This is a genomic window from Shimia sp. MIT910701, from assembly GCF_047126315.1.
GTDB lineage: Bacteria > Pseudomonadota > Alphaproteobacteria > Rhodobacterales > Rhodobacteraceae > Shimia.
On record NZ_CP138953.1, the window covers coordinates 1,957,523 to 1,983,948 of the forward strand.

At 59.5% G+C, this 26,426-nt stretch carries 22 protein-coding genes; 10 read left to right on the forward strand and 12 right to left on the reverse strand.

Features of this window, described 5'->3' with window-relative positions:
- Positions 1 to 36 precede the first annotated feature (36 nt).
- Positions 37 to 996, forward strand: coding sequence for a hypothetical protein (locus SIB38_RS09310; protein WP_412551870.1), 960 nt, complete (start codon positions 37 to 39; stop codon positions 994 to 996).
- Positions 997 to 1,020: 24 nt separating this feature from the next.
- Positions 1,021 to 3,147 carry a methylmalonyl-CoA mutase gene (gene scpA / locus SIB38_RS09315; RefSeq protein WP_412551871.1) on the forward strand — a complete coding sequence of 709 codons (2,127 nt, stop codon included), beginning with the start codon at positions 1,021 to 1,023 and terminating at the stop codon, positions 3,145 to 3,147.
- Positions 3,148 to 3,248: 101 nt separating this feature from the next.
- On the opposite strand, the gene SIB38_RS09320 is transcribed toward scpA, so the two are convergent.
- Positions 3,249 to 4,706 (reverse strand): sensor histidine kinase, encoded by a 1,458-nt coding sequence (locus SIB38_RS09320; protein WP_294118216.1) that lies wholly within the window; start codon positions 4,704 to 4,706, stop codon positions 3,249 to 3,251.
- Positions 4,703 to 5,446 (reverse strand): response regulator transcription factor, encoded by a 744-nt coding sequence (locus SIB38_RS09325; RefSeq protein ID WP_294118215.1) that lies wholly within the window; start codon positions 5,444 to 5,446, stop codon positions 4,703 to 4,705. Before SIB38_RS09325 ends, SIB38_RS09320 begins: the two co-directional genes overlap by 4 nt.
- Positions 5,447 to 5,676: 230 nt before the next feature.
- On the opposite strand from SIB38_RS09325, the gene SIB38_RS09330 reads away from it, so the two are divergent.
- From SIB38_RS09330 to SIB38_RS09345, 4 genes are all read left to right on the forward strand, one after another.
- On the forward strand, positions 5,677 to 6,921 hold the full coding sequence (locus tag SIB38_RS09330) for an ABC transporter substrate-binding protein (RefSeq protein WP_412551872.1): 1,245 nt from the start codon (positions 5,677 to 5,679) through the stop codon (positions 6,919 to 6,921).
- A gap of 63 nt (positions 6,922 to 6,984) precedes the next feature.
- The gene (locus SIB38_RS09335) at positions 6,985 to 7,857 is read left to right on the forward strand and encodes a carbohydrate ABC transporter permease (protein ID WP_294118211.1); all 873 of its coding nucleotides are present in this window, start codon (positions 6,985 to 6,987) and stop codon (positions 7,855 to 7,857) included.
- Positions 7,850 to 8,743: a carbohydrate ABC transporter permease gene (locus SIB38_RS09340; RefSeq protein ID WP_294118209.1), complete on the forward strand. Its 894-nt coding sequence runs from the start codon at positions 7,850 to 7,852 to the stop codon at positions 8,741 to 8,743. The genes SIB38_RS09335 and SIB38_RS09340 overlap by 8 nt, the downstream gene beginning before the upstream one ends.
- A gap of 4 nt (positions 8,744 to 8,747) precedes the next feature.
- Positions 8,748 to 9,845, forward strand: coding sequence for an ABC transporter ATP-binding protein (locus SIB38_RS09345; protein ID WP_294118208.1), 1,098 nt, complete (start codon positions 8,748 to 8,750; stop codon positions 9,843 to 9,845).
- 72 nt (positions 9,846 to 9,917) lie between these two features.
- Here the strand turns inward: SIB38_RS09345 and SIB38_RS09350 are convergent, their stop codons facing one another.
- Both SIB38_RS09350 and SIB38_RS09355 read right to left on the reverse strand, forming a co-directional pair.
- Positions 9,918 to 12,176: a methyl-accepting chemotaxis protein gene (locus SIB38_RS09350; RefSeq protein WP_412551873.1), complete on the reverse strand. Its 2,259-nt coding sequence runs from the start codon at positions 12,174 to 12,176 to the stop codon at positions 9,918 to 9,920.
- A 196-nt stretch (positions 12,177 to 12,372) separates the two neighbouring features.
- Entirely contained in the window at positions 12,373 to 12,837 is a 465-nt protein-coding gene (locus SIB38_RS09355; protein ID WP_412551874.1) for an Lrp/AsnC family transcriptional regulator, read from the reverse strand.
- 220 nt (positions 12,838 to 13,057) lie between these two features.
- Between SIB38_RS09355 and SIB38_RS09360 the strand changes: the two genes are divergently transcribed.
- The 4 genes from SIB38_RS09360 to lpdA are packed head-to-tail and all read left to right on the forward strand — an operon-like array spanning position 13,058 to position 17,941.
- Entirely contained in the window at positions 13,058 to 14,293 is a 1,236-nt protein-coding gene (locus tag SIB38_RS09360; protein WP_294118203.1) for a 3-methyl-2-oxobutanoate dehydrogenase (2-methylpropanoyl-transferring) subunit alpha, read from the forward strand.
- 2 nt (positions 14,294 to 14,295) lie between these two features.
- Entirely contained in the window at positions 14,296 to 15,309 is a 1,014-nt protein-coding gene (locus SIB38_RS09365) for an alpha-ketoacid dehydrogenase subunit beta (RefSeq protein ID WP_412551875.1), read from the forward strand.
- A gap of 4 nt (positions 15,310 to 15,313) precedes the next feature.
- A complete protein-coding gene (locus tag SIB38_RS09370) occupies positions 15,314 to 16,582 on the forward strand; it encodes a dihydrolipoamide acetyltransferase family protein (protein WP_412551876.1) in 1,269 nt (422 codons plus the stop codon).
- The gene (gene lpdA / locus SIB38_RS09375; RefSeq protein ID WP_294118200.1) at positions 16,583 to 17,941 is read left to right on the forward strand and encodes a dihydrolipoyl dehydrogenase; all 1,359 of its coding nucleotides are present in this window, start codon (positions 16,583 to 16,585) and stop codon (positions 17,939 to 17,941) included.
- 78 nt (positions 17,942 to 18,019) lie between these two features.
- Here the strand turns inward: lpdA and SIB38_RS09380 are convergent, their stop codons facing one another.
- The 8 genes from SIB38_RS09380 to SIB38_RS09415 form a co-directional block, all read right to left on the reverse strand.
- Positions 18,020 to 18,583, reverse strand: coding sequence for a chemotaxis protein CheD (locus SIB38_RS09380; RefSeq protein WP_294118198.1), 564 nt, complete (start codon positions 18,581 to 18,583; stop codon positions 18,020 to 18,022).
- A gap of 78 nt (positions 18,584 to 18,661) precedes the next feature.
- Positions 18,662 to 20,689, reverse strand: coding sequence for a methyl-accepting chemotaxis protein (locus tag SIB38_RS09385; RefSeq protein ID WP_412551877.1), 2,028 nt, complete (start codon positions 20,687 to 20,689; stop codon positions 18,662 to 18,664).
- Positions 20,690 to 20,794: 105 nt separating this feature from the next.
- Positions 20,795 to 22,006, reverse strand: coding sequence for a PAS domain-containing protein (locus tag SIB38_RS09390; protein WP_294118193.1), 1,212 nt, complete (start codon positions 22,004 to 22,006; stop codon positions 20,795 to 20,797).
- Between the two features lie 39 nt (positions 22,007 to 22,045).
- A complete protein-coding gene (locus SIB38_RS09395) occupies positions 22,046 to 22,390 on the reverse strand; it encodes a hypothetical protein (protein ID WP_294118191.1) in 345 nt (114 codons plus the stop codon).
- Positions 22,391 to 22,416: 26 nt separating this feature from the next.
- A complete protein-coding gene (locus SIB38_RS09400) occupies positions 22,417 to 22,803 on the reverse strand; it encodes a response regulator (RefSeq protein WP_294118189.1) in 387 nt (128 codons plus the stop codon).
- Between the two features lie 3 nt (positions 22,804 to 22,806).
- Entirely contained in the window at positions 22,807 to 23,709 is a 903-nt protein-coding gene (locus SIB38_RS09405; RefSeq protein WP_294118187.1) for a CheR family methyltransferase, read from the reverse strand.
- Positions 23,706 to 24,176, reverse strand: coding sequence for a chemotaxis protein CheW (locus SIB38_RS09410; RefSeq protein ID WP_168591686.1), 471 nt, complete (start codon positions 24,174 to 24,176; stop codon positions 23,706 to 23,708). The genes SIB38_RS09405 and SIB38_RS09410 overlap by 4 nt, the downstream gene beginning before the upstream one ends.
- Positions 24,176 to 26,413 carry a chemotaxis protein CheA gene (locus tag SIB38_RS09415; RefSeq protein ID WP_412551878.1) on the reverse strand — a complete coding sequence of 746 codons (2,238 nt, stop codon included), beginning with the start codon at positions 26,411 to 26,413 and terminating at the stop codon, positions 24,176 to 24,178. Before SIB38_RS09415 ends, SIB38_RS09410 begins: the two co-directional genes overlap by 1 nt.
- Positions 26,414 to 26,426: the final 13 nt, after the last annotated feature.

Genomic DNA, 26,426 nt, shown 5'->3' on the forward strand with positions numbered 1-26,426 from the left:
AACGTCGGTTAACAGCATTTGCACGGGTGATGCGGCATGATGGCGGCCTCTGTATATCCGGCCAGCCTTGAGGGTGTGGCCCTCAAAAAGGTGCGCAAAGCCATGGACGTCATCCTACATGTCGGGGCCCATCTGAGTGGGGTTTCCACGCTCGCCAGCTATCTCAACCGCAACCGTCGTCCGCTGGAGGCCCACGGGCTGAAGGTGTGGACACCGGAGGTCACCCGCAAAGGTCTGTTTGACGGGCTGACGCTGAAATCCGGTCTGGACGGTGTGGCGCGCCGACGGGCACGCGGGGCCGGGCGGGTGCAGCTGCGCTGTGCCATGTTGGAGCGGCAAAGGGTCCGGGAGCTTTTGGTTCTGGAGCCACATATGCTGGGCTCGATGGAGAACAACATTGCCAGTGAACGGCTCTACCCGGCAGCGGGGGAGCGTGTGGCCCGCATGGTGCATGCCTTTGGCGGGCGTGTGAAGCGGGTCGTGTTCGGCATGCGCGCGCTGGAAGACTACTGGGGCGGGGCAATGGCCCATGCCCTGCAGATGGGCGCAGATGTGCCCAGCGAGGCAACTATGGACCGTTTGGTCACGCAGCCGCGCAGCTGGCGTAAAGTGGTGCAGGATGTCGCCTGTGCCGCGCCAGACGCGGAAATTCTGGTGCTGCCATATGAGCGGCTGGGCGAACAGCCGGCGCGGGTTGTGGAATATGCCGTGAGCGGGCGGTTTGGTGCGCCAACCAATTTCCGCGTCAGCGGCCTTTCGCATGTGCCGGAGTTGCCGGTGTTGCGCGAGGTGCTGGTTGATCGTGGGCTGGACTCGCAAAGCCTGCCCAAAGGCACGGACCGCTGGCATCCGTTCAGCGCGTTCCAAGTGGATATTTTACGCGAGATATACGTTGAGGATCTGGCCTGGCTGCGCGCCGGGGCGGATGGTTTGGCGTTTCTCATCGAAGAAAACGGGACCAGCACGGCGCGACATGCCGGGCGCTTTGGCCCCTAAAGAACACAGACGAGGATGACACCAATGACGGACACCAAGAAATGGGCCGAACTGGCAGAGAAAGAGCTGCGCGGAAAGCCGCTTGAGGATCTGACCTGGAAGACGCTGGAAGGCATCGACGTCAAGCCGCTCTACACGGCGGAAGACACCGAAGGGCTGGATCACATGGGCTCCATGCCCGGGTTTGGCCCGTTCACCCGTGGGCCCAAGGCCACCATGTATGCGGGCCGCCCCTGGACCATCCGTCAGTACGCGGGCTTCTCCACCGCAGAAGAGTCCAACGCCTTCTACCGCCGAAACCTGGCGGCCGGTCAGCAGGGTGTCTCCGTGGCCTTCGATCTGGCGACGCACCGTGGCTATGACAGCGACCACGAGCGCGTGGTCGGCGACGTTGGTAAAGCCGGCGTGGCGATCGATTCCGTTGAGGACATGAAAATCCTGTTTGACGGCATTCCGCTGGACAAGGTGTCCGTGTCGATGACCATGAACGGCGCGGTGATCCCGATTTTGGCGAACTTCATTGTGGCGGGCGAAGAGCAGGGCCATGACAAGAGCCTTTTGGCTGGCACGATTCAGAACGACATTCTGAAAGAGTTCATGGTGCGCAACACCTATATCTATCCGCCAGAGCCAAGCATGCGGATCATCAGCGACATCATTGAGTACACTTCCAACGAGATGCCGAAGTTTAACAGCATTTCGATTTCTGGCTATCACATGCAGGAAGCGGGGGCCAATTTGGTTCAGGAGCTGGCCTATACGCTGGCGGACGGGCGTGAGTATGTGCGTGCGGCGATGAACGCGGGCATGGATGTGGACAAGTTTGCCGGGCGTCTGAGCTTCTTCTTTGCGATTGGCATGAACTTCTTCATGGAAGCGGCGAAACTGCGGGCGGCGCGGACGTTGTGGCATCGGGTGATGACCGAATTTGGCGCCAAGAACGAGCGTTCCAAAATGCTGCGCACCCACTGTCAGACCTCTGGCGTGAGCTTGCAGGAGCAGGACCCGTATAACAACGTGATCCGCACCGCCTATGAGGCGATGTCTGCGGTTTTGGGCGGGACCCAGTCGCTGCACACCAACGCGTTGGATGAGGCGATTGCCTTGCCGACCGATTTCTCGGCCCGGATCGCGCGTAATACACAGCTGATCCTGCAGGAAGAGACCGGCGTGACCAATGTGGTCGACCCACTGGCGGGCTCTTACTATGTCGAGGCGCTGACCGACGATCTGATTCAGAAGGCCTGGGCGCTGATGGAAGAGGTTGAGGAGATGGGTGGCATGACCAAGGCGGTGGCCTCCGGTATGCCGAAGCTGCGCATTGAGGAGAGCGCAGCGACCCGTCAGGCGATGATCGATAAAGGCGACGAAGTCATTGTGGGTGTGAATAAATACCGCAAGGATAACGAAGACCCGATCGACATTCTGGACGTGGACAACGTCGCGGTGCGCGAAAGCCAGGTGGCGCGTTTGGCGCAGATCCGCGCGGATCGGGACAGCGCGGCCTGTGAGGCGGCATTGGCGAACCTGACCAAAGTGGCGAAAGAAGGCGGCAACCTGTTGGCGGCGGCTGTGGAAGCGGCGCGGGCGCGTGCCTCGGTAGGAGAAATCAGTATGGCAATGGAGAAGGAATTCGGCCGCCATCGGGCCGAGGTGAAGACATTGGCGGGTGTTTATGGCGCGGCGTATGAAGGCGACGAAGGCTTTGCGGCGATCCAGAAATCCATCGAGGATTTTGCCGAGGAGGAAGGTCGTCGTCCGCGTTTGCTGGTGGTGAAGATGGGCCAGGACGGGCACGACCGGGGCGCGAAGGTGATTGCCACCGCCTTTGCGGACATCGGGTTTGACGTCGATGTAGGCCCGCTGTTCCAGACCCCTGAAGAGGCGGCGCAGGATGCGGTGGACAACGACGTGCATGTGGTCGGGATTTCCTCCCAGGCGGCGGGCCACAAGACTTTGGCACCTCAGTTGATCGAAGCGTTAAAAGGCAAAGATGCAGAAGACATCATTGTGATCTGTGGCGGGGTGATCCCGCAGCAGGATTATGAGTTCCTGCAGAATGCTGGCGTGAAGGCGATCTTTGGGCCGGGCACCAATATTCCGGAAGCGGCGGAGAACATCCTTGGCCTGATCCGCGAAGCGCGGGCGTAAGCGCCGGGGGCTGTCTGCCCCCAGACCCCCGAGGATATTTGGGGAAAGAGAAAGCGGGGCGTTGCAGGACACTGCAGCGCCTTTTTTGCGGCTCAGTTGCTCTAGTGGCGCTGGATTTTTAGACAGGCGCGCATGCCGCCGGTGCCGGCTTCAAAATACAGCGTGCCGCCGTGTTGCTCGGCCACGGTGGCCACGATGGTCAGGCCGAGGCCGTAGCCGTCAATCGCCTGGGTGTTATCGCCCCGCGTGAAGGGCGCGACAGCGGCTTCGATTTCGGCGGCGGTCATGCCGGAGCCTTCGTCTTCAACCGTGATGATGGCGTGCTCGGCGGTGGCCTCTATGGCGACTTTGGCTTTGCGGCCGTATTTCAGTGCGTTTTCGATCAGGTTGGAAATCGCGCGTTTGAGCGACACAGGGCGTGCGGAGACGAGGATGCGTTGTTCCGTTGGCAGTGCGCCACGACCCGCGGTGGCGGTAAACACCGAGCCGCCACCCTGAAACGACGGGGTTTCGGAGGTCTCCAGCGTCACCGGCTGGCCGAGGTCCTGATAGTCGTCGACCAGCGCGTCAATCAGCGAGGTGAGCGAGAGGTTGCGGGGCGGCTCTTCGTTGAGTTCGGCGCGGGTGTAGGTCAGCACGCTTTCGATCATCTCGGTCATACTGTCGATGTCGGCCTCAAATTTGCCGCGCAGCTCGGCGTCTTCGACCAATGCGGCGCGCAGGCGCAGGCGGGTGGCCGGGGTGCCGAGATCATGGCTGACGCCGGAGAGCACCGTGGCGCGTTTGGCGATTTGCTCGCGCTCGCGCTCCAGATAGCGGTTCAGCGCCTGCACAATCTCGCGCAGTTCTTCGGGGCCTTGCAGGGCGTAGCTTTGAGGGCCGCCAAGGCGGCGGTGGTTGCGCAGGGTGCGGGCGAAACGTTCAAAATGCGCAGATGTGTCGCGCACCAACGTGGTGAAAACCGCCAGTGCCACCAGAGCGAGCAGGATGGCGGGCAGGCGCAGGTCAGTGGGGGCGGCGTGACAGCCCCAGACGTCCTGACCATCGATGCGTTTCCAGTCCTGTGCGCCCATGCGGGCAAAGAGGATGGGTTCGCTGCAGTAGGTCGCCAAAAGCTGGGTGACGTTGCCCAGTTTTTGCGCCGCAGACTGCCGACCGTTGGAGATCAGCTCGGACACGTTGTATTGCAAGCTGTCAGACACAATGATCAGCGCCAGAGACTCGCCGGAGACCGGATCATGGCCCTGACCTTTGATGGAGACGTTGGTGACAAAGGCCGGTTGGGGCACGTTGGGCAGGTGCCAGAAGTCGCCTTGCATGACCTGGGTCTGCGCCACCTGAGAAAGGGGACTGATGTCCACGCCCACCGGAGGATCGGCGCGGGTGCGCAGGCTGTCATAGAGTGACACACCGGCGACGTAGGAGCGGGTGAGGTGGTCGCGCCAGCCGTTGGTGGAGGAGGACCACATCCAAGCCGTGGCGTAGGCGGTCAGGAAACAGGCAGCGACCAGCAGAACGCCCAGGGTGTTTAAACGAAGGCCCTGTGACGTGGCGGTCATTGATCGTCCTCAACCGCCACATCAACGGCAAAGACGTAGCCCACACCACGTTGGGTGCGCAGCATTTCTGGTATTTTGGGCTCGGCTTCGATTTTGCCGCGCAGACGGCCTACCAGAACGTCAATGGCACGGCCTGGGTTGCCGTTACCGGCGTCCTGACCGTCGCCGGTCACATCCAGCGCGGTGTTGATTTCTTCGCGGGTCAGGGGGATGTGGGGGTTGCCCAAGAATACCTTGAGCAGGGCGGTCTCTTTACGCGAGAGGCTGACTTGATAGCCTTGCGGGGAGGTGACCTCGTCGCGTTTCGCGTCATAACACCATCCGCCAAAGCGGAAGGTGGAGATGCTGCGCCGGTAGGTGAGGGAGCTGCTGCGTTTGGCGCGGTGCAGGACGGCTTTTACGCGGGCGAGCAATAAGTTGGGGTTGAAGGGCTTGGCGATGTAGTCATCCGCGCCGACTTCGTAGCCCGCCATGCGGTGATGGTCGGCAGAGAGGGCGGAGACCAGGATCACGGGCACGTCCTGTTCGTGACGCAGGCGTTTGCAGATGTCGACGCCGTATTCATCCCCCAGCATTACATCCAACAGGATGAGGTCGACGCGGCCACTGTCCAGTTGTTCCCGGATTGTGACCTCGCTGTCACACGGCAGGGCGATGAAACCGTTTTGGCGCAGGAACTGCGTCAGCATCCCACGGGTTTCCGCGTCATCATCAACCACCAAAAGCCGTGGAATCGTCATGCCTACCTCCCAATTGCCACCCGTCGCTCCCCTACGGCAGGTTGTCTTGTTGCGTGCTTTGTAACAGCGTGCAACAAAATCAAGGCCTAGGTAACAGCGTGTAACAGAACACCGGATTTTGTGACATGGCAAAGGCAAAACCGGTATTTGGTGGATTGTTACACCCCCTCAGCGTTTGGCAGGAATGGGGCAGCACTGCTCAGACGGGCAGTCGAAATTGGGAGGACATTATGAAAAAATCCGTATTCGCAGCCGCAGTGGTTACGTCCTTTGTGGCATCCAACATTGCCAAGGCTGAGCCTCAGGCAGAGGTTCTGCACTGGTGGACATCTGGCGGTGAAGCCAAGTCCGTGGCCGTGCTGCAGAAAGAGTTTGCCGACAATGGCGGTACATGGACTGACATGCCAGTGGCCGGTGGTGGCGGCGACGCGGCGATGACCGCGCTGCGCGCCCGCGTGCTGTCCGGCAACGCACCGACCGCGGTTCAGCTGAAAGGCCCGGCCATTCAGGAATGGTATGAAGAAGGCGTGCTGGCAGACATCTCTGCCGTGGCTGAGGAAAAAGGCTGGGACACTGTGCTGCCAGCCTCCATCGCGGGTCACATGAAATGTGAAGGCAGCTGGTGCGCGGCGCCGGTGAACGTGCACCGTGTGGACTGGATCTGGGCCAACGCGGACGTGTTGGAAGCCAACGGTATTGCGATGCCAAACACCTGGGACGAGTTCAACGCGGCGGCTGACAAGCTGCAGGCGGCGGGTGTGATCCCACTGGCGCACGGCGGTCAGGCCTGGCAGGACGCAACGGTGTTTGAAGCTGTGGCACTTGGCCTTGGTGGGCCAGAGTTCTATCAGCAAGCTCTGGTTGATCTGGACCCGGCAGCGCTGCAATCTGACACGATGATTGCTGTGTTTGACCAGATGCGCAAACTGCGCGGCTATGTGGATGGCAACTTCTCCGGTCGTGACTGGAACCTGGCCACCGCGATGGTGATGAACGGTGAAGCGGCGTTCCAGATCATGGGCGACTGGGCCAAAGGCGAATTCCTGGCGGCTGGCAAAGCTCCTGGTGAAGACTTCCTCTGCTCTTCGACCCCAGGCAACGGCTACCTCTATGTGGTCGACAGCTTTGCCATGTTTGACGTTGACGGCGACGACAAAAAAGCGGGTCAGAACCTGCTGGCAGACCTGATCATGGGGCCAAACTTCCAGGAAGTGTTCAACCTGAACAAAGGCTCCATTCCGGCCCGTACAGATGTGGCGCTGGACAAGTTTGAGAGCTGTGCCCACACCTCCGCCGCCGATATGGCTGCGAGCAGCGACGAAGGCTCCCTGCTGCCAAGCTATGCCCACGGCATGGCGCTGCGCGGCGCGCAGGCGGGTGCGATCACCGATGTTGTGACCGCGCACTTCAACTCGGACATGTCTTCTGCCGATGCGGTGAAGATGCTGGCCGACGCGGTTGCGAACTCGCTGTAACCTTCTCCCACGCCCTGTCCCGAAACTTCTCGGGGCGGGGCATTTGAATAAAGGGTCGCTGTGATGACCGAATGGCTTGAACGCCACGTGCCAAAGATGGTGCTAGCACCTTCTTTTGTGGCCGTCCTCATCTTCGTCTATGGCTTTATCTTCTGGACTGCTTGGGTGTCTTTCACCCGCTCCAAGTTGATGCCACGTTATGAAATCAAAGGCTTCATCCAGTATGAACGCCTGTTTGCCTCCCCCCGCTGGGACACGGCGATGGACAACCTGTTCATCTTTGGCACGCTGTTCATCGGGATTTCTATGATCCTCGGCCTGTTCCTGGCCATTCTGCTGGATCAGAAAATCCGCGCCGAGGGTGCGCTTCGCACGATCTACCTCTACCCGATGGCGCTGTCGATGATTGTGACCGGGACCGCGTGGAAGTGGATCATGAACCCGGGTCTCGGGATCGAAGCCACTGTGCGGAGCTGGGGTTTTGAGAGCTTCACCTTCAACTGGATCACCGATCCCAAGATGGCGATCTATGCGGTGGTGGTTGCCGCCGTGTGGCAGGCCAGCGGCTTTGTCATGGCGCTGTTCCTTGCCGGGTTGCGCTCCGTGGATGAGGAAATCATCAAGGCGGCGCAGGTGGACGGCATCCCCACTTGGCGGATTTACTCAGCCATCATCATCCCGTCGATGGCCCCGATCTTCCTGTCGGCCTTCATTGTGCTGGCGCACCTCGCGATCAAGAGCTTTGACCTTGTGATTGCCCTGACCGGTGGTGGTCCCGGCTACGCCACGGATCTGCCTGCGACCTACATGTACGCCATGGCGTTTTCGCGCGGCGATATTGGTCAGGCGGCCAGCTCTGCCATGGTCATGATGGGCGTCGTCTTTGCCATTGTCGTGCCTTACCTGTACTCCGAACTGAGGGCGAAACATGACTGATTTCACCCAATCTTATGACGCGCCGCGTCGCAACTATAGCCAGTTGGCTCTGCGGTGGTTGCTGTTTGCTTTGCTGGGCCTGTTTGCGCTCTTCTATCTGATGCCGTTGTTTGTGATGGTGACCACCTCACTCAAAAGCCTGGAGGAAATCCGCACCGGCTCTCTGGTTGCGCTGCCACGGGAAGTGACCTTTGACGCCTGGCGCACGGCCTGGTCTGAAACCTGTACCGGTGTGAAATGTGAGGGGCTGAAGCCGTATTTCTGGAACTCGGTTCTGATGACGGTGCCGGCGGTGATCATTGCCACCTTGCTGGGCGCGGTGAATGGCTATGTGATTGCGCAGTGGCGCTTCAAAGGCGCGAACCTGATCTTCTCGCTGATGCTGTTTGGCTGCTTTATCCCGTTTCAGGTGGTGCTGCTGCCAATGGCGCGCAGCCTGGGCATTCTGGGACTGGCGGGGTCGATCCCCGGGTTGATCCTGGTGCATGTGATTTACGGGATTGGCTTCACCACGCTGTTCTTCCGCAACTACTATGTCACGATTCCGTCTGAACTCACCAAAGCGGCGAAGGTGGACGGGGCAGGGTTCTTCCGGATTTTCTGGTCGATCTTCCTGCCGCTGTCGCTCCCCATCGTGGTGGTGACCGTGATCTGGCAGTTCACCAACATCTGGAACGACTTCCTCTTCGGGGTCAGCTTCAGCCAGTCGGGCACCCAACCGGTGACCGTGGCGCTCAACAACATCGTCAACTCCACCACAGGGGTGAAGGAATACAACGTCGATATGGCCGCTGCCATCATCGCCGCCCTTCCCACGCTGCTTGTCTATGTGGTGGCAGGCAAATACTTCATCCGCGGCCTGACCGCAGGTTCCGTGAAAGGTTAACCCCATGGCACCCATTCTGGATATCAAACAACTCTACAAGAACTACGGCTCCGTCGAGATCCTGAAGGACATCAATGTGGCGATTGAGCCCGGCGATTTCCTTGTGCTGGTCGGCCCGTCCGGCTGTGGTAAATCCACGCTGCTGAACTGCATCGCGGGGCTGGAGCCGATCACCGGCGGTACGCTGTCGATTGGTGGCAAGGACATGACCCATGTCAGCCCCAAGGATCGCGACATCGCGATGGTGTTCCAGTCCTACGCGCTTTACCCGACCATGTCGGTGGCCAAGAACATCACCTTTGGCATGAAAGTGCGCGGTGTGGATGCGGCGACGCAAGAGCAGAAGCTCAACGAGGTGGCCAGCCAGCTGCAGATTGAGCAGTTGCTGAACCGTCGTCCGGGGCAACTCTCCGGTGGTCAGCGGCAGCGTGTTGCTATGGGCCGGGCGCTTGTGCGTGATCCCAAGCTGTTCCTGTTTGACGAACCGCTGTCCAACCTTGATGCCAAGCTGCGGGTGGAGATGCGCTCTGAGATCAAAAAATTGCACCAGAACCTTGGCGCGACCATGGTCTATGTGACCCACGATCAGATCGAGGCGATGACGCTTGCGACCAAAATTGTGGTTCTGAAAGGTGGTGTGGTGCAGCAGATCGGCACCCCGGCGGAGATCTATAACCGTCCGGCCAACCTGTTTGTGGCGGACTTCATGGGCAGCCCGGCGATGAACCTGATCCCGGCGAAGGCCACTAAAAATGGTACGGGCACGCAGATTGAGATCGCCCGTGAGGGTGCGGCGCCGCTGATGTTGACCGATACCCATGCGGAGAACCTGCCGCAAGATGTGATCCTAGGCTTGCGTCCTGAGGATATTGCCGAGGCCGGGTTCCGGGCTGGTGAAGACGTGCAGGTGGCGGAGTGTCATATCGACATGGTGGAGCCGGCGGGCGCGGATACTTTTGTGGTGTCCGAGCTGGGGGGCAAGCAGGTCACCGCGCGATTGCATGCGGAGACCGGGGCGCAGCCGGGGCAACCGTTGCCGCTGGCGTTTGACCTCAGCAAAGTGTCCTACTTTGCGCCGGGCAGTGGCGAGCGGTTGAACTAAGCTTTCGCTGTTTAAGACAAGAAAGCCCGCCTGAGTGGATCAGGCGGGCTTTTGTGCTTTTAGGGGAGAGGCTTAGGCGCTAAGGCGATCCTCCTCTTCGAAGTCGTCGGACATGTCCGGCTCAGTTGCGCCTTCCATGTCGAAACGCGCCACGATGCCAGAGAGGCTTTGCGCTTCGGCCAGCAACATCTGGCTGGAGGCGGCGGCTTCTTCGGCCATGGCGGTGTTCTGCTGGGTCATGGAGTCCAGCTCGCCCATGGAGGTGTTGATGCTGTCCAGACCAGAAGATTGTGTGCGCACGCCCTCGGAGATTTCCGTGACCAGATCAGACACAGAGGTCACCTGTGTGATGATATTGGTTAGCGCGTCGCCTGCGCGGCCCACCATTTCCACACCGTTGGAGACATGGTCTTCGCTGGCGCTGGTCAGGGCCTGAATTTGACCGGCGGCCTCGGCGGCGCGTTGCGCCAGGGCGCGCACTTCGGAGGCGACCACGGCAAAGCCGCTGCCAGCGCTGCCCGCACGGGCGGCTTCCACACCTGCGTTTAGGGCGAGTAGGTTGGTTTGGAAGGCGATGTCGTCGATCACGCCGATGATCTGGGAAATCTCGCTGGAGGCGGTCTGGATCTGGTCCATGGCTTCCACGGCGGAAGAGACCACATCGCGGCTGTTTTCCGCTTCCTGACGGGCGGTCTGCATCACGCCATCCACGCGTGTGGCGCGGTCAGCGGTGGCTTTTACCCCGTCCGAGAGTGCCGTCACAGCGTGGGCAGTGTCTTCCAGCGTGGCGGCGGCGCTTTCGGTGCGTTTTTCCATCACGGTGGCCGCGGATTTCTGTTCGTCGGAGTATTGGCCTACGTGTTGGGAGGCCTCGACGATCTCAGACATCAGCGTGCGCAGGTTGGCGAGGCTGTGGTTGAAGTTTTCGCGCAGGATTTCGTAGTCGGCCACAAACGGCTCGTGGATGTCACAGGCGAGGTTGCCACGTTCCAGTTCGGCGAGCGCCTGGCTCATGGTGTCCACCACGTCAGCGGTTTTGCGGGCGTTTTCTGCTTCGCGTTCTGAGGCTTCATCGGCGCGTTTCAACTTATCGCGGAAGTCGCCCATGGTGCGGGCCAGATCGCCCAATTCGTCGCCTCGTTTTTGGCCTGAGATGTCGATCTCATAGTTCCCTTCGGCCAAAGCGTCGGTAACACCACAGAGCGCTTGAATCGGTTTGGTTAAGCGACCCGCGGCAATCCAGGACACGATGATGGCGATGACCACAGAGGCGGCGATCATGGCGATGGCGACCAGGCGGATTTCATTGACCACAGAGAAGGCCGCAGCGTGATCGGTTTCCATGACCAGGGACCAGTTGAAGCCGGGAACCTCCATGGGTTTCACCAGGCTGATGGCGTCAATCCCGCCAACAGAGGTTACGGATTCAAAGAAGGCTTCCTCGTGGGCCTGCGCCGCCGCAATGTGCGGGGTGGCGGGCAGAGCGCCGGAGACCTCAAACAAGCCTTCGATCAGTGATGGGCTACGGGCGGTGCCGTCTTCACCCACCAGAAAGAGGTTCTGATGGCCACTGTCGTCCAGATTGGTGGACAGGGCGCTGGTGATGCGGTCGCTGGACAGCTGCACGGCCAGCACGCCGGCGATGGCTTTCTTCTTGCTTAGGATCGGGATCGCCAGGAAAGCGCCGGAAGCGCCGCCGGTGATCTCGTAAGCGGCAAAGTCAGAGGTGCTGATCTCGCCGGGTTTGGAGTTCACGGCGGCTTTGAAGACCTGCCCCAGACCGGAGGCGGCATAGGCGCCTTTGGAGAAGTCCTGTGCAAAATCGTCCTGTTTCATCACCGAGTAGAGCAGGCGGCCTTCGGTGTTGAAGAGGTAGATGTCAGCGTAGCCATTGAGGTTCAGCGAGCGCAGGAACGTCGGGTGGTAGCTGTTGTGAGACTGGCTGTAGTATTGGCCGTCACCCGGATCGACCAGCTTGGCGCGTTCGCCCGCTGGGTTCGGGTTTTTGGCAATATAGGTGTCCGTGAGGTATTTGATCGGGTCGTCGGCTTCGATCATGCCAAAAACGCGGTCAAAGTTGCTGATCGCGCGGAATGTGGTTGGCTGATCGGCGTTCATCACCAGATCACGGCGCACGGCGTCAATCAGGGCGGCGATGGCCTGTTGGCCGGCGTTGGCCGTTGTTTCGTGGGAGGCATAAACATTCTGGCGAATGTTCTGTTCTGCCATGCGATAAACCAGGAAGGACACTGTTACCAGAAACGTGGCTGTCAAAGCGACCATTACCAATGGCAGCTTGAGAGAAAGTGACAGCTTTTTGGCTCTGAACATTTTTGACTCCTCACAAAATGTCTCATCGCCCGAGAAATCACGGGGTCCCCCATCGGTACCCACAAAATCCCTTCGAAGTGTTTAAGAGTAAATTTGAGTTGGAAAATAACGGCGATCAGGTCCGTGCGAGGTGGTGTTGCGAAGAATAGATGCGATGTTAAGTTATTGAAAGACAACGGGTCCTGATGGCTTCAAGTCAGGGAATGCGCACCCGCTCTACAAACTTTTTGAGGGCGAAACGGGAGCGAATGGCGCGAATGCCTGGAAGGCGCATAAGCTTGGATTGCAGAAAACTCTCAAATTCTTCAAGGCTTTCCACCCAAATCTCCAATTGGAAATCCATCGCGCCGGTCATCAAAGTGCCGGTCACAACCTCGTCAAAGCGGGCCACTTCTTTCTGAAAATTTGAAATAGCGTCGGCATCCTGGCGTTCCAGCTCGACGTTTACATAGGCGGTGATGCCGAATCCGGCGGTCATGCGGTCGATACGCAGGGTGTAACCGGCGATCAGCCCGCTATCTTGCAGCTGTTTTAGGCGGCGTTTGCAGGGGGTGGCGGAGAGACCAACCCGGTCCGCGATCTGCACCATAGACATGCGGGCGTCCTCGCTCAACGCGCGGATGATTTTTCGGTCAATTTCGTCTATAGTGATTTTCGCCACAAGAATCTCCTTTGCCGATTTTTTCGGCTAACATTTCGCAAATACGATAGGAGAACGCCGTTTATCAACCCGGGATGTGGGCTAAACTTAACAGGTTGAATAATTCTCGCTGACTGGCGGGGGTATCGGTTCCATCATCCGCCCCTGATCCCTTTGCGTGGGTCAACAAGACGGAGCAACCGTGCCTTCCGGCGTCAGCCCCACTTCAGAAAGGTGACGCATGGGCTCTGATACCGCTCCGCTCTCCCTCAATGTGCCGGAACCGGGATGCCGTCCCGGAGACACGCCGGACTTCTCCGATTTTGAAATTCCAAGGGCGGGCGAGGTTGGTCGCCCCGCGGTGGACGTGGACCCGGACAGCATCCGCGATATGGCATTTTCGATTGTGCGCGTGCTCAACAAAGAGGGCGAGGCCGTTGGCGACTGGGCCGGAGCGTTGAGCGTAGAGGAACTGCGCGAAGGGCTGCGTCACATGCTGACCCTGCGAACCTTTGATGCGCGGATGCAGAATGCGCAGCGGCAGGGCAAGACCAGCTTTTATATGCAGCATTTGGGCGAAGAGGCGGTGTCTTGCGCTTTTGCTCGTGCGTTGCAGCCAGGGGATATGAACTTCCCAACTTACCGGCAGGCGGGGCTGTTGATCGCGTCGGAGTATCCGATGCTGACGATGATGAACCAGATTTACTCCAACGCGGAAGACCCGTTGGCGGGGCGTCAGCTGCCAATCATGTATTCGTCAAAAGAACACGGGTTCTTCTCGATCTCCGGCAACCTTGGCACGCAGTTTGTCCAGTCGGTGGGCTGGGCCATGGCCTCGGCGATTTCGGGCGACACCAAGATTGCCACGGGCTGGATTGGCGATGGCTCCACTGCAGAGAGTGATTTCCACGCGGCGATGGTGTTTGCCTCGACCTATAAAGCGCCGGTTGTGCTGAACATTGTGAACAACCAGTGGGCCATTTCGACGTTCCAAGGCATCGCACGCGGTGGCGTGGGCACCTTTGCAGCACGCGGCCATGGTTTTGGCATCGCGGCGATCCGGGTGGACGGCAATGACTACCTGGCGGTGCATGCGGTGGCCAAGTGGGCCGCCGAGCGGGCGCGTTTGGGCCATGGGCCAACCTTAATTGAACATGTGACCTATCGCGCCGGCGGGCACTCGACCTCGGATGACCCGTCGGCTTATCGCTCCAAAAGCGAGGCGGCGGCCTGGCCTTTGGGCGATCCAATTGAGCGGCTGAAGCAGCACTTGATCAAGATTGGCGAGTGGAGCGAAGACCGCCACGCGCAGGCGGAGGCGGAGATCCTCGATACAGTGATTTCGGTGCAAAAAGAGGCTGAAGCGGTGGGTACATTGGCTGGCGGTAAAGCGCCAAGCCCACGGGACATGTTTGAAGGGGTGTATGAGACCATGCCAGAGCACCTGATCCGTCAACGTCAAGAAGCGGGGTATTGATCATGGCACAAATGACAATGATTGAAGCCATCCGCGAGGCCCATGATGTGGCCATGGCGGCGGATGACAAAGTGGTGGTGTTCGGCGAGGACGTCGGGTTCTTTGGCGGTGTGTTCCGCTGCACCGCTGGTTTGCAGGAAAAATACGGCAAGTCCCGGTGTTTTGACGCGCCGATCAACGAGAGCGGCATTGTCGGCACGGCGATTGGCATGGCGGCTTATGGCCTCAAGCCGGTGATCGAGATCCAGTTCGCGGACTATGTCTATCCGGCCTATGACCAGATCGTGTCGGAAGCGGCGCGTCTGCGGCACCGCTCCAACGGGGATTTCACCTGTCCTTTGGTGATCCGCATGCCCACCGGTGGCGGTATCTTTGGCGGGCAGACCCACAGCCAGAGCCCGGAGGCGATTTTCACCCATGTGTCAGGATTGAAGGTGGTGATCCCATCCAACCCGCGCGATGCCAAAGGGCTGCTGCTGGCAGCGATTGAAGACCCCGACCCGGTGATCTTCCTAGAGCCGAAGCGGCTGTATAACGGGCCGTTTGATGGGCACCACGACAAGCCAATTGAAAGCTGGAAGACACATCCGCAGGGAGACGTGCCCGAGGGCAATGAGATCATCCCGCTGGGCAAGGCGCATATTCAGCGTGAAGGCGCGGATGTGACGGTTCTGGCCTACGGCACAATGGTCTACGTAGCCGAGGCGGCTGCAGAGGAGACCGGTGTGGATGCGGAGGTGATCGACCTGCGCACGCTGATGCCGCTGGACCTTGAGACCATTGTTGAGAGCGTGAAAAAGACCGGGCGCTGTGTGATTGTGCATGAGGCGACCCGCACCTCTGGCTTTGGGGCCGAGCTGATGAGCCTCGTGCAGGAAGCCTGTTTCTATCATCTTGAAGCGCCGATGATCCGGGTGACCGGATGGGACACGCCGTATCCGCATGCGCAGGAGTGGGAGTATTTCCCGGGACCTGCACGGGTTGGCGAAGCGCTGCGCAAAGTCATGGAGGACTGATCCCATGGGAGTTTTTGCAATCCGTTTGCCCGACGTTGGAGAGGGCATTGCCGAGGCCGAGCTGGTCGAATGGCACGTGAAAGTTGGCGATGTTGTGCGCGAAGATGACGTGCTGGCCGCTGTGATGACCGACAAGGCGGCTGTAGAAGTGCCGTCGTCTGTGGATGGTAAGGTGCTCGCGCTGGGCGGTGAGATTGGCGATATGATCGCCATTGGCGCCGTGTTGATCCGCATTGAGGTGGACGGCGAAGGCAACGAGAGTGGTAACGTGGAAGCGCCTGTTTCGGTTCCGGTTGAGGAAAAGCCTGCGGTTGTGGAGGCCGTGGCTGAGCCCGCTCCAAAACCAGCGGCGAAGCCTGCGGTTGCTCCTGTTGCCGCAGCGCCAGTAAAGCGGGCGGCGGGCACCAAGCCTTTGGCGTCGCCTTCAGTTCGCGCGCGGGCGCGGGAAGAAGGCGTTGACCTGCGGCAGGTGCCAGGGTCCGGTGCGGCAGGGCGGATCAGCCATGGTGATCTGGACAATTGGATTGCCTCTGGTGGCATTCAGCAGGGTACTGTGGTGCGCGGTCAGAACACAGGCGTGGAAGAGGTGCGGGTGATCGGCATGCGCCGGAAGATTGCCGAGAAAATGGCAATCTCCAAACGGCAAATTCCGCATATCACCATTGTGGAAGAGGTGGAGATGTCGGCGCTGGAAGACCTGCGTGCGGCGCTCAATGCCAAACACAAAGGGGAACGCGCGAAGCTGACGCTGTTGCCGTTCCTGATGCGGGCGATTGTCGAGGCGGTGCGCGAGCAGCCAGAGTTGAATGCGCGCTATGATGACGAAGCGGGTGTGATCCACCGTCATGGGGGCGTGCATGTGGGCATTGCGACGCAGACACCGAACGGCCTGAATGTGCCGGTGGTGAAACACGCCGAAGCGGGTAGCCTGTGGGACAATGCGGAAACCGTGGCACGGCTGGCGCAAGAGGCACGGGACGGCACCATCAAGCGCGATGCGCTGTCCGGTGGCACGATCACGATCACCTCGTTGGGCCCGCTGGGCGCGATTGCCACAACGCCGATCATCAACCACCCGGAGGTGGCGATTGTCGGTGTGAACAAGATGCAGATCCGTCCCGTGTGGGATGGGCAGCAGTTCCAACCACGCAAGATGATGAACATCTCCTGCAGCTTTGATCACCGGGTGATTGATGGCTGGGATGCGGCTGTGTTTGTGCAAAAATTGAAAACTCTGCTGGAAACACCAGCGATGCTGTTTGTCGAGGGCTAAATGACTGATCTATCTTGTAAACTGCTGATCATTGGAGCCGGCCCTGGCGGCTATGTCTGTGCCATTCGCGCCGGGCAGCTGGGCATCGATACCATTGTTGTGGATGCCGCTAAGCCGGGGGGGACCTGTCTGAATGTCGGCTGCATCCCGTCCAAAGCGATGATCCACGCGGCGGATGAATTCCACAAGATTGCGCATGTGAACGATAGCCCGCTTGGCATTTCCGCCAGCGCGCCAAGCATTGATCTGGCCCAAACCGTGGCGTGGAAAGATGGCATTGTGCAGCGCCTGAACACCGGTGTGTCGGCGTTGATGAAAAAAGCCAAAGCGCGGTTTGTGACCGGGCAGGCGCGGTTTTTGGATGGCAAAACCGTGGAAGTCACCCATGGCGACGAGGTGCAGCAAATCCGTGCGGAATATGTGGTGATCGCCACGGGCTCCGCACCGGTGGAACTACCGTTCCTGCCGTTTGGTGGGCCGATCCTGTCCTCCACCGAGGCGCTGGACTTGACCGAGGTGCCGGAGACGCTGGCCGTTGTTGGTGGCGGCTATATCGGATTGGAGCTGGGCACGGTGTTTGCCAAACTGGGCAGCAAGGTCACGGTGGTGGAGGCGGAAGACCGCATTCTGTCGCTCTATGACAAAGCGTTGACTAAGCCGGTGGCCAAGCGGCTAGAGGACCTTGGCGTGACGGTGATGACCGGCACCAAGGCGCAAGGTTACAGCGACGGTGCATTGCAAACCGATCAAGGCGATGTGGATGCAGAAAAAGTGTTGGTGACGGTCGGGCGGCGTCCGCGCACGGCGGGCATTGGCATTGAAGAACTGGCGTTGACCCAAGACGGCCCGTTTGTGAAGATCGACAGCTTCTGCCAGACCTCCATGCGGGGGATTTACGCGATTGGCGACGTGACCGGCGAGCCGATGTTGGCACACCGAGCGATGGCGCAGGGCGAGATGGTTGCCGAACATATCGCGGGCCATGCGGTGGAGTGGGACAAACGCGCCATTCCGGCCGTGTGTTTCACCGATCCCGAAGTGGTCACCTGTGGTGCGTTGCCGGGCGAGCTCGATGGCACCAAATCCAGTGAGTTCCCGTTTATGGCCAATGGCCGCGCCATGACCACGGAACGCGATGACGGCTTTGTGCGGGTTGTGTACCGCGAAGAGGACCATGCAGTTGTTGGCCTGCAGGCCGTGGGTGCGGGGATTTCTGAACTCTCTGCAGCCTTCTCGCTGGCCATTGAAATGGGCGCTTGTCTCGAGGACATCGCGGCGACAATCCATGCCCACCCAACCCAGTCGGAAGGGTTGCAGGAAGCGTGTTTGAAGGCCTTGGGCCACGCGCTGCATATTTAAGGCATTGTACCAGAACAAGAAAAAGGCCCGCAGCACATTGCGGGCCTTTTTTGTTGCAGGAATGGAGGGACCTGCGGGTTAAAACAGTTGTACGTCGCCAAGATTGTCGTCGACCTTTGGCTTTGGCTTGCGCTTTGGCAATTCTTCTTCGTTGAGCAGACGGGTGTCTTTCATAAAGCGGCGCTGGATGCGGCCTCCAACAGGCCAGAAGCGGATGTTGCGGCCGCGCTGTCCGCCAAGGCAACAATCGACCAGCTCAAAGCCTTCGTTGCGCACAAACCACATGGCGAATTCTGCGTTCTTGGACCCGATGTCGATGCGGCTATTGAACATTTTGCCGCCGCCCAACAGCTTGACCTTCAGCTTGTCACGACGCGCGCCAGCCTGGATCAGACCGTTCACTAGAAGTTCCATGGCGTGCACACCGTGGCTCATAGAGCCAGCGGACCCGTCTTCGGTGCCGGGCAGCAGGAAGTGGTTCATGCCGCCGATGCCCGCCGTTTCGTCCCACATACATGCCGCCACACATGAGCCGAGGATCGTGGTCATCACGATATCCTGGTCACTGGATACCTGCACGTCGCCCTGCAACAGGGGCTGGACCTGGTATCCTTTGATGGCTTCTGCTTCACTAAGACTCATTGGCTATTCCATTCACCGAGGGTTTCACGCCAGCCGGGTTCGCGCGCCAGCTGGCAAGGCGCAGTTTTTGCGCAGTTCTTAGAAGTCTTCCCAGTCTTCGCTGGAAGTGTCTTGTACTGGCGCCGATTGGTTTACGGCGGTTTTCGCTGGCTTGGGCTGCGGTTTCGGAGCTGCAGCGGGCTTTGCGGCAGGCTTTGCAGCCGCTGTTTTCTTCACCTTTGCTTTGGCCTTTGAGGCGGCCTTGGCGTCTTGAGCGGCGTCGTCATCCCATTCCTGCGTTTTGGCCGCATCAGCCGCCGGCTGTGCGGGGGCAGGTTTGGCTGGTTTGGGTTCGGGCTTCGCGGGTGCAGGCTTGGCAGCGGCCGGAGCCTTGGTTGCCGGTTTTGGCGCGGCTGGTGCACGCGGGGTCGCGGCGGCGGCCACATCTGCTTCGGTCAGTTTGAAGACTTTGAGGGCCTGAGACATATTGGCGGCTTCATCCGACAGGCTGCGGCTTGCGGCAGAGGACTCTTCGATCATCGCCGCGTTGCGCTGAGTCACGCGGTCCAGCTCGGTCACGCTCTCTTTGATTTCGCGCAGGTTGTCAGCCTGATCGCGGGAGCCGGTGGCAATTTGAGACACCAGGTCGGAGGCGTGGTTCACGCCGGTGATGATTTCCTGAAGCGCGTCACCTGCTTTGTTCACCAGTTCGCTGCCTTTGGTGACCTGCTCGCCGGAGGTCAGGATCAGCTCTTTGATTTCGTTGGCGGAATCTGAGGCGCGTTGGGCCAGGGCCCGGACTTCGGAGGCAACCACGGCAAACCCGCGACCTGCTTCGCCTGCACGGGCGGCTTCGACGCCAGCGTTCAAGGCCAGCAGGTTGGTCTGGAAGGCGATGTCGTCAATCACACCGATGATCGCGGTGATCTTGTCAGAACTCTGTTCAATGTTGCGCATGGCCTCAACAGTGAGTTCCACCACTTCGCCACCGGACTGCGCCTGTTGACGGTTCTGGGTGATGCGCTTGTTGGCCTCAGCCGCGTGGTCGGCGGTTTGTTCCACAGAGGTGCTCAACGTTTCGATGGCAGCGGCGGATTCTTCAAGGGTCACGGCCTGCGCCTCGGACCGTTTGGATTGGTCGATCACGCTTTCGGAGATTTCCTGAGCGCTGGAGCGCACGGTTTCTGCGGTGCGGGTCACGGTGGACAGCACGGACTTCAGGTTGGTCAGAACATCGTTGAAGTCTTTGCAAATCTGCTGGGAGTTTTCACCAAGGCTTGCAAATTCCGCCATGTCGATGGGGCGGTCCACACGGCCGTCGGCAATCTCGGACAAGCCTTCAGCAAGGCGGGCAAACAGGCGTTGGCGTTGTTTGTCTTGCTCAGCACGCAGGGCGCGTTCGCGTTCATCTTGAGCCAGTTGGTCGCGGAACTTGGCCAGGCGTTTGGCCATGGAACCAATTTCGTCGTCTCGGTCCAGGCAAGGCACATCACAGTCAAAGTCGTGATCTGCGACAGCATCCATGGCTTTGCCAAGGCTCAACACAGGGCGGGTGACCACACGGCCAACCAACATAACAATCAGGGCCAGGGCGAGCGCCGCCGCAAGGGACGAGCCAATCGCGCCTTTGATGAATTCCTGCAGGGCTTCCTCGCGGATAGAGGACACATCCGCAGCGACTTGAAGGGTGCCTACCGGGTTGCGACCGGCCTGGGCGATGGGCGTTTGTGCTGCATAAACGGCTGCCTCAATGGCGTGCGCGCTGGGTTTGTCGTCTGAGACGGTGGCCGCCACATTGCTCAGCGCGGTGGAGATGCTGTCTGCACGGGTTTCGGCAATGTCGTAGCTGTAGATCACGGCGCCGTCTGGAGAAAGGACACTGACGGCGGTGATGTTAGAGTCTTGCTCCAAGAAGCGGTCGGTTGTGGCCTTAAGGCGGTCAACGTCCTGAAATTGAGTGGCGGCGACCAACTGGGTGCTGAACAATTCAGTGAGCAGGTCGTAGCGCTCCATCGCCTGGGTTTCAGCTTCGGCGGTGCGGGCGTTATACTGGGTGAATTGCGAAAGCCCGACAGCCAATAGGGCGCAGACTGCGATTGCCGCTGCAAGTTTCGTTTTGATGCTCATCCGCAAGAAGCGGGATTTGATTTTTGGGAAAACTGGCATGGTGATTTCCTGTTGTTTATTTGGAGCTAATGGGAGCGGCGACAATGGCGGGGTGGGGGCAGCCCCTTAAAGGGAGCTGCCTTTTTGTGTGACCTGCGACGCCTTGGCGGAGAGGTCGGCCAGGTGGCGGTCTGTGTTGTCGTGGAAGTTTTCGAGACGGGCGATGATGCCGTCCAAACCGCTGTCCACGTCGCGCATGCGGCCGCTTTCGACTTTGCAGAGCAGCTTCACAACGTCCAGGCCGTTGATCCGGCGGCGCAGGCTGCGGCAGATGTCCGGAATGGACTTGCCGATGGAGGAAATCTCGATCAGGCGGGAACGGCTGCGCTGTTGCAGGCGCTCGTGGTGCTCTTTCAGCATCAGGCAGCCTTCATTTTCGGCCTCTGCTTCGCTGCAGTTGCCGTGGGCTTCCCCCAACAGCTGCGCAATCTGCATGGACCAGCGGCCTTGGGAGACGGCGCTGTACATTTGCACCAAAGAGCCGTTTTCCGGATCGTGCAGGCGGCCGACCAGACCGTGCATTTCTTTGGCCATAGCATCGTAGTTCTGCGAGATCGTGCCGAGGGCAGCGCCGGCACCTTCGAGGCGCCCAGCCAGAATACGCAGGTTGACAGGCTCGCCACGAACGCGCTCAAAGCCCTGTTCGATGCTGTTCACCAGATCCTGCATGTCTTTGATAATCACAGCAAGCTCGTCCATCAGGGCGAAACTGTTGACCAGCCCTGGCTCGATGATGTCGCGGTTTTTGAATTCCATGTCCAAGGCTGCGACACCGTAGTCGTCCAGCGACGGATAGCCAGCCTCTTTGAGCATCTCGAGCAGGCGCGCGCCGCTCTGCTCTGGTGTCAGGTTGTTGTCTTTCTCCTCCTGAAGAAGAGAAACATACATTTCCTTGGTGGCTTCAAAAAGCTCTGAACCCGGGCGGATACGGGCGGACAGGTAGCCATTTTCGGTGTGGGTTACCACGGCCAGAACCCAGTAATACCCACCGGATTTGGTCTTGTTTTTCACATAAGCGCAGACCGGTTGACCTGCTTTCAGGCATTCCCACATCAAGTAGAATACGCCCTTTGGCATATCGGGATGGCGCAAAATTTTGTGCGGCGCATTGATGAGCTCTTCCAGCGGGTAGCCGCCAACTTCGACAAACGTGTCGTTGGCAAACTGGATCACGCCACGCGGATCGGTTGCTGACGTGATGATGCTCTCGGCGGCAAATCGCACCTCAGTTGCGGAGCTGTCTGCGCTGGCGCTGCTGATCTTTGTCATGGCGTTCATGGGTCTATTCCAATGTCACTGTGGCTGAGCGAGTGTGGCTCAGAAGAGGTTAACGTTGCCTGCATCAGGCGAGATTGCGCGGGTTTTTTCTGCGTCCGACAGACGGGACTTGAGGTAATCCAGACGGACGCTGTCGGAGAGATCCTGCACATTCAGATCCGGTCCGGCGCCAATCATTGATGACATGTTGCCAAGCAAAACCGCGATGTCGTCCAGGTGCTGGAACAGCGCGTCCACGCGCTGCAGATCCCTTATTTTATTGTGATCGACACCTTCCAAATCCAGTTCACTGGTCAACCCATCCAGCGCATGTGCGATGGAAGCCAAGTCGGCCACGTCCTCGGAAATGGTGGTCAATACGTCTGCGGTTGTGCGCGTTGTCATTCGTCGTTCCCCCATGGGAGCCTCCTTTACAGAGGCCCCACCACCTTCTCGATGCAGGCTTTGAGTTGTGCGGTTTCGAACGGCTTCTTGATGAAGTTGTTCATACCCAGCTTGACGCCGCGGTTGATGGTGTCCGGGTCGGCACGGCCGGTGATCAGGATGAACCCTGTCCGTGCCGTGGCCTTGTTGGAGCGGATGCCTTCCAGAAGCTGGAGGCCGTCCATGCCAGGCATGTTGAAATCGGACAGGATCAGGTGGACCGGCTTTGCCGCGAGGCTGCGCCAGGCCTGAGCACCGTCGTTTTCGGTGCGGTAGTTGACGATCCCGATCTCATCGAGCGCCTGTGTGATGAGTCCCCGGCTGGTGGACATGTCGTCCACAACCAGAATGTGCAGCTTATCTTTCAAGCTCATTGTTCAGTTCCCCATGTGCAAGGTTGCATCAGCGCTTCTGCTGCCAATGCGGGAGGTGTCTATTGAGAAAACGCCCCGTCCGGCTGTGTGAAACAGCTCGGCGTGTTCCGGGCCAATTCCTTCGGAATGACCCAAGAAAAGGAGGCCGTCCGGGCAGAGCTGCTCGCCAAATCTGCGCCAAAGGCGGCTTTGTGTCGGTGCATCAAAGTAGATGGCGACGTTGCGACACATGATGATGTCGAACTTGCCCTTGAAGGGCCAGTCGCCGTGCAGGTTGAGACGCCGGAAGCTGATCAGGTCGCGGGCATTTTGGCAGACCGCTTTCTGATCCCGCGCGCCTTCAAAATCCTCGAAATACTTCGCGCCTTGACCGTTGGTCAGGGTGTTGATCGAGGACGTCGGGTAGACGCCGCGCTTGGCCGTGGCCAGAATTTCCGGGTCGATGTCAGATGCTAGGATCTTCACATCAAGCGAGGCTGCCTCGGGGCAGGCATCCAGAACGTGGAATGCCAGGCCATAAGGTTCTTCGCCGCTGGAACAGCCTGCCGACCAGATCCGAATCCGCTTGCCGCGACGTGCCTGGGCCATCAGATCCGGCAATACGTCATTGGCCAGCTGTTCGAAGTGATGCCCTTCGCGATTGAAGCGCGTCATGTTGGTTGTGTAGGCGCTGATAAAGCGGGTTTGCTCATCCCGCCCTTGAGGCGAGTGCATGTAGTCAATGTAGTCGTTGACCGTGTCATAGCCGGTGGCACGCAGGCGCTTGGAGAGGCGGGAGGCGACCATCGTCCGCTTATGCGGCTGAAGGTCGATGCCCATCCACTCACGCACCAGCCCAGCAATGGCGGCAAAGTCCGCATCACTGATTGTGCCTTCTTCAAGGGATTTTTGCGCCAATTGGGTCATGCTGCGGACAGTGCTTCCTGTGGCATGATCTGGTGAACATCGATCGCACGAACGATGGTCTCTTCCAGGGTGTAGACGCCGCGAATGAACGCTGCGGTCTTGGAAGAGGAGACCTCTGGTGTGGCTTTGATCTCGTCCGTGTTCACGGTGATGATGTTGGACACGGCGTCCACCAGGAAGCCAACGCTCTTCTCATCGATGTGTGCGATGATGATAACGTGACGGCTTTCCGGGATGGTTTTGCCAAGGCCCAGACGCATCGACAGGTCGATCACCGGTAGCACAGCACCGCGCAGGTTCATCATGCCGACGACATAGTCAGGTGCATGTGGAAGCGTGGTGGTGTTGGTCCAGCCGCGGATTTCCAGCACATGGCCGATGTCCAGACAGAAGGCCTGCTCACCAATGGTGAAGGACACGATTTCAATGCGGTTGTCGGTCTGTTCTTGAGTAGCTTGTTCAGACATTAGAGATTCACCTCTGCCAATTCGGACCCCTTACGCAGTCCTGGGTTGCCGTTGCCCGGCGATGGGATCATTTGATCTGTATCGACGATCAGGGCGATCTTGCCGTTGCCAAGGATGGTTGCGGCGGCGATGCCCGGAATGGATTGATAGTTCTGTTCCAAACCTTTGATCACCACTTCGCGTTGCTCCACGATGCCGTCCACTGCGAGAGCTGAGCGGCGTCCGGATTCCCCTTCGATCAGAAGGAGCGACTGGTTGCTGAAGTCCGGCAGTGGTGCGCGGAAGCCAAGAGCCTCGCCCAAATCCACAATCGGCAGCATCGAGTCGTTGACGGACAGGCCGCGGTCGCCATCACAGAAGTCGTGAATGTTGGCCTGACCAGGCTGCAGGGTTTCACGCAGCGCGACGGTTGGAACAACAAGGCTTTCGCCGGCGACTTCGATCAGCATGCCTTCCATCACCGCAAGAGTGAGGGGCAGGGAGATGGTGATCGTGGTGCCTTTGCCCGGCTCGGACTGCAGGTTGATGCGGCCGCCAAGCGCCTGAATTTCAGAGCGGACAACGTCCATACCCACGCCACGACCGGAGAGCTGAGAGATCTCGTCGGCGGTGGAGAAACCGGGGCGGAACAACAGGTTGTCGATGTCGCTGTCGGTCAGATCGTCCTCTGGACGGATCAGGCCTTTTTCTTCGGCTTTCTGACGCACTTTGGCACGGTTCACACCGGCACCGTCATCAGAGAGCGAGATCACAACACGACCAGAGCGGTGTGCGGCTTCCAGCTTGATGGTGCCCATTTCGGGTTTGCCAGCGGCAACACGGTCCTCGGCTTTTTCCAAACCATGGTCGACCGAGTTCCGGATCATGTGGGTCAGTGGTTCCACCAGACGTTCGGTCACTGTCTTGTCGACCTCGGTGGCTTCCCCAACCATCACCAGACGGGAGGTTTTGCCAGCCTGACGGGAAGATTCCCGCACAATCCGGCTCATCCGCTGGAACAGGCCACGCACTGGTTGTGCGCGAATGGCCATCACGCTCTCTTGCAGAACGCCGGACAGGGTTTTCAGCTGACCAATGGCTTCGCTGACGGCACTGTTGGCCGACACTGGCAGCTCATTCATCGACTGGTGCAACATGGCTTCGCTGATCACGAGCTCGCCGACCAAGTTGATCAGGCGGTCTACGCGGTTCAGATCCACACGGATTGTGCTGTTGCGCGGTTCAGAAGACTTTTTTCCGCCGTCTCCGCCTTTGGCCTCCTGCTTTTCAGCCTTTGGGGCCTTGGCAGGGGCTGGCTTGGCTTCGGCCTTTGCGACTGGTGCAGCAGCAGCTGCCGCTGGCGCGGCTTCCGCCACGGGGGCAGCAGGTGCGTCTGCGACAGGTGCTGCGTCTTCTTCCGCTGCGGCTTCCACCACGGTTTCAGAGATATGCAGTGTGCACTGGCCTTCGACAAACTCGAAGATTTCACGGATGGTGCTTTCGTCGATACCGTCGTCCGGGCGCAGGGTCAGCGTCCAAGAGATCGCCGCAGGGGCATCCTTAAGGCTTTCCAGCGGGGCCACTTCAGACCGGTCCGCTTCGATGGACAACTCGCCCATCTCACCCAGAGCACGGAACAGCAGGGCTGGATCGTGGCCGCGGGTGTAAAGCACGGGATCGGCTTTGAATTTCACCACAAAGTGGGTCGCGCCGTCGGTGGCGTCGTCGCCGCCACCAAGAGAAGGCAGGCCTGGCAGATCGCCAATGCCACCGTCATCGTCGCCACCCAGATCGAGGCTGAAGTCCATGGCTTGAACTTCAAAATCGTCCGAGCTGACTTCGTTGGCGTCGTCGTCATCGTCGCCGCCAACGCCGCCATTGGCGTTTTGGGTGGTCTGTTTCAGTTCTGCCAGAACTGCCGCACCGTCGGTGTCAGGCAGGTCGTTGTCGTCGCGGGCTGCGTCCACCAGATCGCTCAGGTGGTCAAAGCCGGAGAACATCAGGGCGGTGATGGTCGCGTCTACGCCGATCTTGTCGGAGCGCAGGTCGTCCAGCACGTTTTCAAATGCGTGGGCAAATTTGATCAGGCGATCAAGGCCAAAGGCCCCGGCGCCGCCTTTGATGGAATGCACGGACCGGAACATCGCGTTGATGGTTTCCGCGTCCGAGGTCTCGTTCTGGAGATCTTCCAGACCGGTGGACAACACTTCAAGAAGGTCGTCGCATTCCTCAAAGAACATGTCACGAAGATCGGACATCACTCAGTTCCTT